The following is a 14,714-nucleotide window of genomic DNA, read 5'->3' on the forward strand; positions in this document are numbered from 1 at the left end:
ACGCAAATAGGTAATAGCTTACTTCAAATTGGCATTAAAATAATCGATCGTTTCTTTTAAAACCAAATCTATATTTCCAGATTTAGAGAATTCGTGATCTGCTCCTGCAACTTGAACAAACTTATTTGGCACACCTAAGCTATTCAGCTTGGCAGTAAAAGCATCGAATGTGGCCCGGTTTTGCTTCGGCAGTCCACCTACATCATTAAGCTCCGGAAAAATCGTCAGGGTAGGTATTTTTTGGCTCGCATTTGCCACATATAGTGGGCTTATAGCACGATAATAGATGTCTGTGGTTGGTCCAACTTCATAACCGGTATACCGGTATCCTGCTTCGAGAACGCCTGCTGGAAGTAAGAAATTATAAAAAGGGATATCAATAAAGGTTTGATCTAAAGCGCCAGCCAAATTGGCAATAGCTTTTACTTTGCCGGCATTAAGCGCATCATACCCGTATAATAAAGACAAGGTGGCGCCCGCACTATGTCCGGCGAGGCCAAGCTTAGTTTCGCTAACCTGCCATTCTTTAGCGTTAGATAAGACATAATTTACTATTGTTGAAATATCGGTTACTTGATCTTTAATCTTAACCGCACTTTCCATATGTTTAACTGGTGTATCGTATAAACCTGTTGCATCAACTAGTCTGTAATTTACATTAAGCACTGCAAAATTTGCTCTAACCAATTCTTTAACTAAGAATGTAAAATCGCTTTTATCACCTGATATAAAACTGCCTCCATGTATAAAAATAATCACTTTTGTGGAAGAAGAACGGTTTGCAGGAAGATAAACATCCATTTTTTGAGAAGAGGAATTCCCGTAAGAAACATCCAATAGCGTTTGCGCTTCCACTTTTATGACCGGATCGGTAATTACTGGTGAATCCTTTTTACAAGATGGTAAAGAAATTCCGAGGAATAACAGAATAAGGGCGAATTTAAAGATTGATTTCATTTGATAAATTGCTGTAATTTTATAACGTTGGAAAGTTGTAATGTTTTGATTGGCGATGCAAATTGTTCAGTAATCATTTTTTCTGATGAGATTAAACATCCAGCACCTTCAAACGTTTCAACTTTCCAACATTTGAACGATAAACGACTCGATTTTCTCGGTATTACTTTATTACCCCTAGCTCTTTTCCCACTTTCGTAAACGCCGCGATCGCTTTATCCAAGTGATGTTGTTCGTGCCCGGCCGATAACTGTACACGTATCCTAGCTTTCCCTTGTGCAACAACTGGATAGAAAAATCCGATAACATAAATACCTTCATCTAGCATTTTAGCGGCAAAAGTTTGCGCTATTTTGGCATCATAAAGCATTACTGGTACTATTGGATGAAATCCAGGTTTAATATCGAACCCAGCAGCAGTCATCTTCTCGCGGAAGTATTTAGTATTTCTCTCAAGTTTATCACGAAGTGCCGTGGTTTCAGATAGCATATCTAATACTGCGATAGATGCGCCTGCGATTGCCGGAGCTAGGGTATTGGAAAATAAATATGGGCGAGAGCGCTGACGAAGCATGTCAATAATTTCTTTTTTACCCGATGTAAATCCGCCAGATGCGCCACCTAATGCTTTCCCTAATGTGCCTGTAATGATATCTATGCGATCTATCACATTAAAATGTTCGTGTGTTCCTCTTCCAGTTTTACCAATAAAACCAGTACAATGCGACTCATCAATCATCACTAATGCTTCATATTTATCGGCCAGATCGCAAATTTTATCTAGAGGTGCTACAGAACCATCCATAGAAAATGAGCCATCGGTTACAATAATTCTATGCCTGCAATTTTTCGCTGCAATTAATTGTTGTTCCAAATCTTCCATATCGGCATTCTTATAGCGAAAACGTTGTGCTTTACACAAGCGAACACCATCGATAATAGATGCATGATTTAATTCATCGGAAATAATTGCATCTTCTGCATTAAATAAAGGCTCGAAAACACCACCATTCGCATCAAAAGCAGCTGCATATAAAATGGTATCTTCTGTGCCTAAAAAATTAGAAATCTTTGCTTCTAGTTCTTTATGCACGCTTTGTGTGCCGCAAATAAATCGAACAGACGACATGCCGTAGCCGTAATCATCTATCGCTTGCTTTGCCGCAGCAATAACTTTTGGATGAGAAGACAAGCCTAAATAATTATTAGCACAGAAATTTATCACTTCAGCTCCGCTACTTATTTTAATATCGGCACCTTGTGGGGTAATAATTATACGCTCACGTTTATATAATCCTGCGTTCTCTATTTCTTCCAGTTCTTTTTGTAAAACCGGCTGTAATGTTTTAAACATATTTATTTTTTTGATGCAACCATTTAACCTTTAAAATCGTTCTACAAAGATATAAATTACCTGTTAACAAACTTTAACAGTTTATATACGTTAAATGGCTATGTATATTTTAACTTTAACCTCCATATGAAGAAACTCGCTCTTTCAATTTTGCTTTGCTTGGCCATTTCTATAGCCGCAGTAGCGCAATTTCAAATTAGTGGTAAAATTACCGAGACTAATGGAGAACCCATACCCTTTGCCTCTATATATATCAAAAACTCGAATAAAGGAATCTCAGCCAATGCTGATGGTGTTTACAAGTTCACTGCAGAAAAGGGAACGATCACGCTTATCTTTAAAGCAATCGGATTTAAAACCGTAGAACGCAACATAATGGTGAGCACTAATATAATAGCAAATCAAATTTTAACAGTTGAAAGTTACTCGTTAAATAGTGTTACTATCCGTTCAGATGCGGAAGATCCAGCGTATGCAATTATTAGAAAAGCCGTTCGAGAACGAAAAAATCATTTAAATGAAGTTAATGCTTTTACGACCGATGTTTACATCAAGGGTTTACAAAAATTGGTAGGTGCACCCAAGAAATTTTTTGGCGTGGATATTCAAAAAGAACTAGAGTTAGATACAAATAGAAAGGGAATTTTATACCTCTCTGAATCGCAATCTGCCTTTAGCTTTCAGCGACCAAATAAAATCAAGGAAGAGATGGTGTCTTCTAAAGTATCGGGCCGAAATAATGCTTTTAGTTACAACAAGGCTTCTGATATGATTATTAATTTCTACGAGAATTTATTACTTGAAGGAAGTGGTTTAAGTTCGCGCAGTTTTGTATCGCCCATCGCAGATAACGCTTTATTTTATTACCACTATAAACTTTTGGGCATCACGCATGAAAACGGAATAACAATTAATAAAATAGAGGTTACCCCTCGCCGGAAAAACGATCCTGCTTTTAGAGGAGTGGTTTACATTGCTGATGACAGTTGGAGACTAATGGGCACAAATCTGTATTTAACCGAAGATGCTGGAATTAATTTTGTAGACACCTTAAACATTAGTCAAGATTTTAACAAGGTTGAAAATACTTATTTACCCTCAACAATGAAATTTCAATTTAAGGGCAACGTATTTGGTTTTAAATTTGAAGGGTATTATGTAAGTATTTTTAACAATTACAACATTCATCCCAATTTTCCGAAGAAATATTTTACGGCTGAAATTCTAAAGATAACTAAGGCAGTGAACAAAAAGGATTCTTTATATTGGATGAATAATAGACCGATTCCTTTAACAGATGAAGAAAAATTAGATTATCGCAAGAAAGATAGCATAGCCTTATTAAAAACCACAAAACCGTATTTGGATTCATTAGAGAAGGCCAACAACAAGTTCGGTGTTGGTAAATTTATCGTGAGAGGACATAATTTCAACAATCGATACGCTAAAACCTACATCCATTTAGATGCGTTATTAAGTTCGGTATATTACAATACTGTTGAGGGGCTTGGGCTTAAATATGGTGCAAGTTTTGGAAAAACGCTCGACGAACAACGCAGTTTTAGTATTCGTCCTCAAATAAGATATGGTTTTTCTAACCATATTTTTACAGCTAATTTAACTGGAACCTATCTTTACAACCGTTTAAAACGTGCAAGTGTAAGCGGAGGCTTTGGCTCGACAATAGACGATCTTAATTCATACGGCACCATGAGTGTGCGTTCCAATGCAATTAATAGTTTGTTGTTTGAAACTAACCTTGCAAAATTTTACAAGCAAGAATTTGCAACAATTAATACAGTAAGGGAGCTGGCCGATGGTTTACAAGGCTCCTTAAGTGTAAACTACGCTAAAAATTCCACGTTAGAAAATACAAGCTCCTTTAAGATTAGAGATATAAAAGATAGAGCATTTACTTCCAATAACCCGTTTACACCCACGGTAGAAAGCCCCTTGTTTCCTACTTATAGTTCATTTAATTTGAATGCAAGCTTAACCTATACGATCGGGCAACGCTACACCACCACGCCTTATGCAAAAAGGTACGAAGCATCTAAATATCCACGTTTTAACTTAAACTATAGAAAAGGCTTTAAAGGCGTGCTCGATAGTGATGTGGATTATGATTTTCTAGGATTTGAGATTTTCCAAGAACGTATACGCACGGGTTTATTTGGTTATACTTCTTTCGTAATTGGCGCTGGAAAATTTCTTAACAACGAATCAGTTTTTTACCCTGAACGTAAGCATTTTCGAGGCAATAGTTCTACAATATTTCCACCTAACCTGAGGAAATTCAGGTATTTGGATTTCTATCAATATAGTACCGACCGCCACTACATGGAAATGCATGTTGAGCATAACTTTGCTGGCTTTATACTAAATAAGTTACCCATATTACGTAAACTAAAATTAGAAGAAATTGTGGGCTTTAATTATTTAAATCAGCCTGATAAAAGAAATTATAAAGAGTTTTATTTTGGTATTGAACGCCTTGGCTTTGGTGTAAGCTACGGCTTCGCATATGATGGCAGGAAAAGGGTAGATCAAGGGTTTAGAATAGCTTATGGACTTTAAATTGGTACATTATAAGTGGTCGTTTATACCTATCTGCAAAATGACTTAGAACTTATTACTTAGAACTTAAAACTCTTTTCCGTATCTTTGTATCATTAAACGCCGTTTGCAGCGGTATCAATGAATTATGATGTATAATACCTTACTCTATTATTGCTATTCTCCGATAGCAAATGCAGAACAATTTGCTGCAGATCACTTAACTTTTTGTAAATCTTTGGGCCTTGTTGGCCGGATTATTGTAGCCGAAGAAGGCCTAAATGGAACGGTTTCGGGCACAAAAGAAGCATGCGAAGCTTATATGAGCGCGATTAAAGCGGACGAGCGTTTTGCGAAAACCGACTTTAAGATTGATGAAGTTAACGAACCTTCTTTTATTAAAATGCATTGTCGTTATAAGGCAGAAATAGTGCATTCTGGCTTGCGCGATACAAGTATTATTAATCCAAACGAAAAAACAGGAAAATATTTAGAGCCTGCAGAATTTAGCGAAATGATAGATCGTGATGATGTAGTGATTTTGGATGTTCGCTCAAATTATGAACATAACTTAGGGAAATTTAAGAATGCAGTAACCTTAGATATTGAAAATTTCAGAGATTTCCCAGATCAGATAGAAGCTTTAGCTCAATACAAGGATAAAAAAGTAATGACCTATTGCACAGGCGGAATTAAATGCGAAAAGGCAAGTGCATTATTACTTCATCATGGTTTTAAAGATGTATATCAATTGCATGGTGGGATTATAAAATATGGAAAAGAAGCAGGAGGTAGAGATTTCGAAGGTAAATGTTATGTTTTCGATAATCGTATTGCGGTGGATGTAAATTCAGTTAACCCTACTGTAGTCTCTACCTGTTTAAATTGCGGAAAAACCACTCCGAAAATGATTAATTGTGCAAACCCCGAGTGCAATGAGCATTTTACACAATGTGATGAATGTGGCGATAAATTGCAAGGTTGCTGTTCAGTTAGCTGTACTTCGCATCCGCGGAAGCGACCTTATGATGGAACGGGGTATTACGTGAAGGTACCGCAGCTAATTGGAAAATTAGCAAATTAACCAATGCGTTAATTAAAGAAACCATAAAATACCAGATGAAATAATTATTTTGCACAGGATTGAACATAGCTGCGCAAAAATGAACTCCAATTTACTTAAGTTCTTCCTCATATGTTTTGCTTACTTATCTCTGCCCATTGAGTTAAGGGCAGATGACATTCAGAGCATTGGCGTGCCCTACGTTCAGAACTATCCTAAATCATCTTACCTTTCTGGCAATCAAAACTGGTCGATAGCAAAAGATAAAAATGGGTTAATGTATTTCGGCAATGCAGAAGGCTTACTTACTTTTGATGGAAAATATTGGCAACAATACAAAATGCCGAATCGTCAAATTGTACGATCGGTTGCGACAGGAGCAGATGGATTGGTGTATACAGGTAGTTTTGGCGAATTCGGCTACTGGTCTTATCAGGACAAACATTTTAACTATACATCGTTAATTAAGCTCATTCCGAAACCTTACAAAATAACCGACGAAGTTTGGAAAATATACGTTGCCGGCAAACGTGTAATTTTTCAATCTTTTTCTACCATTTACATTTACGAAAATGGAAAAGTAACTGTAGTAAAGGCCCCAAATGCCTTTTTATTCCTGCATCAAGCACGAAATAAACTATTTGCTGAAGTACTTGGCAAAGGACTGTTCGAATTACAAGGGAAAAATTTTATTCCACTAACAGGAAGCGAAGTTCTAGGAAATACAGGCGTACTTTCCATCCTACCTTATAAAGAAAATAGCTTCATTATTGGAACTGGAAAAAATGGTTTATTCATATATGACGGACTAACCTTTACCCCTCTTACGAGCGCCGCCAATTCGTTTTTAAAAACCTATCAGCTTAATAATGGAGTGCGAATTTTAAACAAGTACTACGCTTACGGCACTATTTTAAATGGGTTGATTATTATCGATGAAAATGGAAAAGTTGTACAGCGTATTAATAAATCGAGTGGGTTACAGAACAATACCGTCTTAAGTTTATATGCAGATAACGAGCAAAATTTATGGGCGGGACTTGATAATGGAATTGATCGAATTGAGCTAAATTCTCCGCTCTATTTCTATTTTGATAAGGCTGGTCAATTTGGAACCGTGTATTCAAGTTTAATTGTAAAGAACAAAATCTATTTGGGAACAAACCAAGGTTTATTTTCTAGTCCCTGGACCCCAGAAAACGGGAACTTATTTAATTCTTTTGATTTTAAATTAATTCCAAATTCTCAGGGACAAGTTTGGGATCTTCAACTCCTTGATAATCAGCTTCTCTGTGGGCATAATGACGGCACTTTTAACATCATAGGCGATAAAATGGAAAAACTATCGTCCATTAGTGGAGGATGGACGATTAAAAAATTGAATTCCAACCCTAATTATTTAATCCAAGGTACCTATACAGGACTGGTTATTTTTGCAAAAAACGCCTCTGGACAATGGAAATTTAGCCACAAAATAACCGGGTTTGGCGAGCCATCAAGGTATGTTGAACAAGACAGTAAGGGCGATATTTGGGTAAGCCATGCCTATAAAGGACTTTACAAATTAACGCTAAGTTCAGACTTAAAACGAGCAACAACTATTAAATATTATGATGAAAAAAATGGTCTGCCAAGTAATTTTAACATTAACATTTTTAACCTAGAGAACAAGATTGTTTTCTCTTCTGATGAAGGTTTTCTACTATATGATGAAATTAGTAATCGCTTTAGTAAATATGAGGTGCTAAACAAAAACTTGGGCAGTTTTTACACCTCCAATAAAATCATTAGTGCGGGTTTAAAAAAATATTGGTTCATTAACCATGGAAAAATGGGACTGGTTAACTTAAGCGAGCCCGGAAAAATGGCAATCGACTCAAGCCGCTTTAGTATTTTGGATGGCAGAATGGTTCAGTATTATGAAAACATTAGTCAGATTAGTGCTAAAATCTATTTAATTAGTGTAGATGATGGTTTTGTAATTTATAATACTACTAACGTAAACAATAAGACCAAAAAGCAAACCCTACCAGCAGTACTCATTCGAAAGATTGAAGACATTACCGATAAGTACACTACGTTAACAGAAAATGGAAGCAATGGAGATAACATAGAAATTCCATTTAGCAGAAATAACATTCGCATTTCTTTTTCACTCCCTTATTATCGCCAGTCGAAAATTAAATTTCAGTACTTTTTAGAAGGATATTCAAGGCAATGGTCTGATTGGAGTACGGCTACCCAAAAAGATTTTACCAACCTATCACGTGGAAGCTATGTATTCAAAGTTAGAGCGAAAATTAATGATGAAACTGCAAGCGCAATTACGACATTCGAATTCAGTGTAGATCCACCATGGTACGGCAGTAACTGGGCGATATTATTTTATGCATTATTAGGAGTTATCGCCCTCATTGCCGGAAAAAGAATGTATGAGGCGAAACTAAATAAAGATCAAAAAGTAATTAAGCACAAGCTTCATCTAGAAAAGGAAGAATTCTTAAAGCGAGAGGCTGAGGCCACAGAAAAACAAATCATCAAAATACAAACCGAAAAACTTCAGGCAGAATTGGCCAGTAAAAACAGAGAATTAGCAAATTCGGCCATGAGTCTCGTTTATAAAAATGAATTGCTTCAAAAGATTAGCGAAGAAATGACCAAGCTAAAAGATGAAAATGGAAAGCGGCTTTCAGACGACCAGCTGCGCAGAATCCAAAAAGTAATTGACGATGGAATGAACGATGAGCGAGATTGGAATCTCTTCGAAAGCAGCTTTAATGAAGCGCACGAAAGCTTCTTTAAAAAGCTAAAAGCAAATCATCCAGATTTGGTTCCGAACGACTTAAAACTTTGCGCTTACCTTCACATGAACATGAGCAGTAAAGAACTTGCCTCCCTTCTAAATATATCGCTCAGGGGTGTAGAAATACGCCGGTATCGTTTGCGTAAAAAATTAGAAGTTCCTCACGATAAAAACTTAGTTGAGTTTTTAATGGAACTTTAAGACTACATCATTACCTCTCATCGTCTCTTTTTCACCACATCATCATATTCACTCGAAACCGAATTTGTAGTAGTATACAATTCGAGGTTAAGCCACTAAAAACATCGCTTTTAGACTAGAAATGGGATTTATCTATTGGTCTGAGATAGTACTCCTTTTGCTAATGATGTATTAATGTATAGGTGCAAATATTTGCGGTTGCCAATCAAAAACTCAAAATTAGATTTATCAATTAAACAAATATGAACAACAGTATGAAAAAAATCTTTACAAAATTTTCTTTGCTAACTTTTTTCTGTTTGCTTTTATTAAACGTTGCGAGTGCCCAAAATGTTACCATCACGGGGACTGTATTAGATGATAGTAATGCACCTATCCCCTATGCAACCGTTATGATTAAAGGAACAAATAAAGCCGTGGCAACAGATGTTACCGGAAAATATTCCATTAGCGTTCCAGCAACTGGAATTTTAGTCTTTAGTTATCTAGGTACCCTTCCGCAAGAGTTTGCGGTAAGCGGTAAAACACAGATTGATGTTACTTTAAAATCTGATGTTACAGGTTTACAACAAGTGGTGGTTGTAGGTTACGGGACACAGAAAAAAAGAGATTTAACGGGAGCTATATCTAGTGTTAAAGGGGAAGATATTGAAAAATTGGCAACTACCAATCCAATATCGGCATTGCAAGGAAAAGTGCCAGGATTAACCGTTGTTAACTCGGGTCAACCAGGCTCAAGTCCGGTAGTTCGTATTCGAGGTATTTCAAGTACAAATAGTGCGAGTCCACTTTACGTAGTGGATGGCTTGCTGCAAGATAACATTGATTATCTAAATCCGGCAGATATTGAGACTATAGATTTATTACGCGATGCCTCTTCAACTGCCATTTACGGCTTACGAGGGGCGAATGGTGTAATTGCTGTGACTACCAAACGTGCAGCAAGAGGAAAAACTGCCGTATCCTTTCAAAGCTCAGTTGGTGTGCAGCATGTTAATAACTTAATCGATGTGGTAGATGCTGCAGGATTTAAAAAACTATACGCAGCCCAATTGGCAAATTTAAATGCTGCTCCTTTCGATTACACCAATTACAATGGCGATACCAATTGGCAAAAGGAAATGTTGCAAAATGCAATCATCAATACCAATTCCTTAAACATCTCAAACAGTAACGAGAAAAGTTCAACATTAATTAATATTGGATACAATAATCAAGATGGTGTTGTAAAATACAACAACTACAAGAAATTTATCGCTCGTATTAATGAAGAGATTAGAATTACGGATAAAATTAAAATTGGGACCGACTTAACGGGTTTCCATTGGCGACAAGAGCCAACTGCGGCATCATTTAACAATGCCATTTGGGCCGCCCCTATTGTTCCAGTAAAAGATCCCAATGGTTTATACTATACTATGCCCTCTTTTCAACGCGCACAAGTAGGCAACTTGGTGTATTCAGTTGAACGAAATAGAAATACATCCATTAACAGAGGATATAGATTAAGTGGAAGTTTGTATGCGGAAGTTAAATTTTTAAAAGACTTCACGTTAAAATCTACAGTGTATACCGACCTTGGATTTAACAACGCTAGAAGTTACTCGCCACTTCCTTACACGGTAGTTAATATTGGTGAAGGAACTACGGCAACTAATACATTTTATGATAATACCGTTAGAACATCGGTAAGTCAGAATACATTCGAAGGTAGAAAATACCAACAAGATCATACCTTGAACTATGATAAAGAGTTTAAAGGCGGACACAAATTAAATGTATTAGCTGGTTTTACCTCAGTATTTTCTTCAAGCACGAGCTTAAGTGGTTCGCGTAGAGATACGACCTTGAACGTGCCAAATGATCCAAACCTGTGGTATATTGATATTATAAACGCCAATAACCCAACCTTTAATGGTGGTGGTGGTGGTGAAGAATCTAATGCAGGCGCATTTGGCCGTATAAGCTATGCCTACCAAAACAAGTATTTATTAAATGCCACCATTCGTAGAGATGGAAGCTCAAGGTTTGCTCCGGCAAATAGATGGGGTACTTTTGGTAGTGTTGGTTTAGGATGGGTAATTAGTGATGAAGACTTCTTTAAAGCTATTAAAGGCATCGATTTCTTGAAATTCCGTGCTGCATGGGGCAGATTAGGAAACTCGAACGGTGTTGGATCTAACCTGTATCAACAAACCCTCTCAAGCGCATCAACTGCTGTATTTGGCGACAATGTGTATACTGCTGTTCAAAATGCATATATCCCTGATCCTAATTTACATTTCGAAATTGTTGAAGGTACCGACCTTGGGTTAGAAATTAGGGCAGTAAGGAACCGCTTAAATGCAGAGTTTTCTTACTATAACAAAACTACAGATGGCATTTTAACCAGTTTTACCCTTCCAAGTACTACTTTAGCCTATTTTACAAATTTGGGCAAAATTACCAATAAAGGAATTGAGGTAAGCTTAGGTTGGAACGATAAAATTGGCAGTTTTGGGTATAATATAGGTGGAAATTTCTCATACAATAAAAACATTGTAAATTCACTGGGTAACACAACTAACTTCCAAATTATTGGTAATAGTGGCGCTAACTTAACAGAGACTGGAAAATCAATCGGTTATTTCTATGGTTACAAACAGATTGGAATCTATCAAACGCCTGCAGATATTGTTAAACTAGCTGGCTTTTCGACTTCTGCACCTGGCGATATTGCTTATGAAGATACCAATGGCGACGGTGTAATTTCTCCATTAGATAGACAATACCTGGGAACACCCTTTCCTCCATATAGCTATGGGCTTAACTTAGGGTTAACCTTTAAAGGTTTTGACGCTTCTATTGACGGGCAGGGAGTTGCAGGAAACAAAATTTATACGCAACGTAGAACCAGTAACTTTGCAGTATTAAATTATGAGAGCAATCGTTTAAATGCATGGACAACTCCTGGTTCGACCAACATTGAGCCCATTTTGAATAATGCTCGTGGAAACAACTTATTGTTTAGCTCTTATTTCTTAGAGCCTGGCGATTACTTCCGTATTCGTAACGCACAGTTGGGCTACACTTTTGGCGCAACGACTTTAGGCAAAGTTGGCATTCAAAGACTAAGACTTTATGTTAGCGGTCAGAACATTAAAACGTGGACAAAAGCAACAGGCTATTCGCCTGAAGCTCAAATTGGAAGCATAACTGGCGGTGGTGCAGATAATGGAATTTATCCAGTACCATCAATCTATTCTTTCGGTTTAAACGTAACTTTTTAAAAATATATTTCGATGAAAATATTTAATCAAACACAAAAAAGATTTGTTATTGCATTAGTTGTAATAACACTTATTTCGGCAACCTCAGGTTGTAAGAAATTCTTAGATACTAACAGACAAGGTCAGTATACCGCAGAGAATTATCCTTATCCAGGTGGCTCTGGACCATATGATACTTTTCTTTTTGCTGCTTACAACGATTTAAGAGGCTTTGATATACATTGTCTTTCATTCTTTTACGCTACGAGTGTAAGAAGTGAGGATGCCGAAAAAGGAAGTACAGCAAGTGATGGGGGTGCCGATGCATTAAGTATGGATAACTTTCCAGTATTGCCAAGTAATAGCATTGTAAATGGAATGTGGAATGGCTATTTTGGCTTTATCACCAAATGTAATACTTCTTTAGATCAGATTGCAAACAACAAAGACATCACAGCAACTGATGCTCAAAAAATTCAAGCAGAGGCTGAAGCAAGATTTTTACGTGGATACGCCTACTTTAACCTTGTTCGCGTATTCGGAAGGGTACCTCTAATTGATAAAGTACTTACCGTTGCGCAAACAAATGTACCACAAAGTTCATCAGCTCAGATTTATGCTTTTATTGAAGCCGACTTACAATTTGCAGCTGCTAATCTTCCATTGGTATGGGACAAAAAATTTGTTGGTCGCGCAAATAAAGGAATGGCGAATGGAATTCTAGCAAAAGTATACTTAACCCAACAGAAATGGGGTCAGGCAATGGCTACGGCAAATACAGTAATGACATCAGGTCAGTACGATTTATCAACCCCTTATGATAAAATATTTGGCGAATCAGGCGAGAATAGTAAAGAATCGGTATTTGAAGTGCAAGCAACTGCAAGCGCATCTGTACCAACTGCCAATGGTGTACAAATTAATCAATATACAGGGGTTAGAGATGCTGGAATTTGGAATCTTGGATATGGATTTAATGTGCCAAGCCCTGTTTTAGAAGCTGCCTATGAGCCTGGAGATCCCCGTAAAGCAAGGACTATTCTATACAGGAGCACAGCTACAACAACCTACAAAACAGTTTATGGCGAAAATACTGCAACTACGTGGATTAACCCCATGTACAACCATAAAGTATATAGTAACCCTGCAATGAGAGCGGCTTATGGAAGCAACTCGAGCTGGTGGATGAACATTCGCATTCTTCGTTATGCAGATGTGGTTTTAATGTATGCAGAAGCAGCAAATGAGGTGGGTGGCGCAGCGAACACTACAGCAGCTTTAGCCGCTGTAAATAGCATTAGAGCTAGAGCCAGGAATGGAAATGCAGCTATTTTGCCAAACATTACCACAACCGACCAAGCAGCTTTAAGAGCAGCTATTCACTTCGAAAGAAGAATTGAATTGGCTATGGAATACGACCGTTTCTTCGATTTGGTACGCTGGGGCGAGGCACAAGCCACCCTAAATGCGGCTGGAAAAACAAACTTCAGCGCCAGTCGCGACAGCTTATTTCCAATCCCACAAACGCAGATCGATTTGAGTAAAGGTGTGTTAACACAAAACCCTGGTTATTAATTTTAAATAAAAGAAAATGAAATTTTCAAATTTATATATAAAGCGTTGTCTGCTTGGTTTAATGCTAGGCACAACAGCATTTTCATCATGTAAAAAAGATGGAAATCCAAATAATCTTCCAGATGTAAATGCTTCAGATTATGTAGGAAAAATAGATGGCTTTAGCTCATCTGACGAAATTTATCCAAAAAATCTAGTTGCCTATTGGTCATTTGATGGAACTAAAAACGAAACAAAAACAAATACTGCTCCGACATCTTCAACAGGAGATACATTTATTCAGGGTGGCGTAAAAGGCCAAGCCCTAAGTCTTAACTCAGGTTATTTATATTATGGAAAGCAATTCGATGCTTTTAATACAAATGCACTAAAAAGCTTCACCGTAAGTGAATGGGTTCAAATTTTAAACAATGGCTCAAAAAAAACGATGTTGTTTCAGATTGCCAGACCAGGATTATTTTTAGGTAGTTTTGATTTTATTCTAGAAACAAATGCTAACCCCGCTACCAATACAGATTACATCCAGATACATCCTTATTTCACTACTGTAGGAGGTGGGCGTCAAGACAATATTAATAACTATGGAGCAACTAACCTTTCCCCTAAAATTGGAGCAAACAAATGGGTGCATTTAGTGGTAACTTATGATGGAACTTCAGGAACTTTCGACATTTGGGCAAATGCTATAAAAATCGGCAATTATCCAAATAGGGGAACTGGCAACAGTCTCTTTAAATCCTATGAGCCAAGCGAAATAATCATGGGTTCTAATTATAACCTAATACCTGGAAAATCGGTAAGTACTGATACAACTTTCGACAACATGACTGGTTCAATCGATGAGGTGAGGGTATACAATATTGCGCTAGGGCAAACATTAATTTCATCGCTTTACAAACTAGGCCTAGAAGGCAAATAATTTAATCCTTTAAACCACACGATTACCTTAGTGTAATG

At 37.1% G+C, this 14,714-nt stretch carries 8 protein-coding genes; 6 read left to right on the plus strand and 2 right to left on the minus strand.

Annotation, left to right across the window (positions count from 1 at the left end):
* Nucleotides 1-18 precede the first annotated feature (18 nt).
* Together WG904_RS09310 and kbl are read right to left on the minus strand one after the other, a co-directional pair.
* Nucleotides 19-957 carry an alpha/beta hydrolase gene (locus tag WG904_RS09310; RefSeq protein WP_339579029.1) on the minus strand — a complete coding sequence of 313 codons (939 nt, stop codon included), beginning with the start codon at nucleotides 955-957 and terminating at the stop codon, nucleotides 19-21.
* Between the two features lie 163 nt (nucleotides 958-1,120).
* Entirely contained in the window at nucleotides 1,121-2,311 is a 1,191-nt protein-coding gene (gene kbl, locus WG904_RS09315; RefSeq protein WP_339579030.1) for a glycine C-acetyltransferase, read from the minus strand.
* Between the two features lie 126 nt (nucleotides 2,312-2,437).
* Here kbl and WG904_RS09320 point away from each other — a divergent pair, with 126 nt between their 5' ends.
* The 6 genes from WG904_RS09320 to WG904_RS09345 all read left to right on the plus strand — a co-directional run bounded on the left by WG904_RS09320 (nucleotide 2,438) and on the right by WG904_RS09345 (nucleotide 14,676).
* Nucleotides 2,438-4,888, plus strand: a complete 2,451-nt coding sequence (locus WG904_RS09320) for a DUF5686 and carboxypeptidase regulatory-like domain-containing protein (protein ID WP_339579031.1) — start codon at nucleotides 2,438-2,440, stop codon at nucleotides 4,886-4,888.
* Nucleotides 4,889-5,012: 124 nt separating this feature from the next.
* Nucleotides 5,013-5,951, plus strand: coding sequence for an oxygen-dependent tRNA uridine(34) hydroxylase TrhO (gene trhO, locus WG904_RS09325; protein WP_339579333.1), 939 nt, complete (start codon nucleotides 5,013-5,015; stop codon nucleotides 5,949-5,951).
* 79 nt (nucleotides 5,952-6,030) lie between these two features.
* A complete protein-coding gene (locus WG904_RS09330; RefSeq protein ID WP_339579032.1) occupies nucleotides 6,031-8,934 on the plus strand; it encodes a triple tyrosine motif-containing protein in 2,904 nt (967 codons plus the stop codon).
* Between the two features lie 254 nt (nucleotides 8,935-9,188).
* The gene (locus tag WG904_RS09335; RefSeq protein ID WP_339579033.1) at nucleotides 9,189-12,203 is read left to right on the plus strand and encodes a SusC/RagA family TonB-linked outer membrane protein; all 3,015 of its coding nucleotides are present in this window, start codon (nucleotides 9,189-9,191) and stop codon (nucleotides 12,201-12,203) included.
* 12 nt (nucleotides 12,204-12,215) lie between these two features.
* Nucleotides 12,216-13,757, plus strand: coding sequence for a RagB/SusD family nutrient uptake outer membrane protein (locus tag WG904_RS09340; protein ID WP_339579034.1), 1,542 nt, complete (start codon nucleotides 12,216-12,218; stop codon nucleotides 13,755-13,757).
* A gap of 16 nt (nucleotides 13,758-13,773) precedes the next feature.
* On the plus strand, nucleotides 13,774-14,676 hold the full coding sequence (locus WG904_RS09345; protein ID WP_339579035.1) for a LamG-like jellyroll fold domain-containing protein: 903 nt from the start codon (nucleotides 13,774-13,776) through the stop codon (nucleotides 14,674-14,676).
* Nucleotides 14,677-14,714 lie beyond the last annotated feature (38 nt).

This window comes from Pedobacter anseongensis (assembly GCF_037482965.1).
Classification (GTDB): domain Bacteria; phylum Bacteroidota; class Bacteroidia; order Sphingobacteriales; family Sphingobacteriaceae; genus Pedobacter; species Pedobacter anseongensis.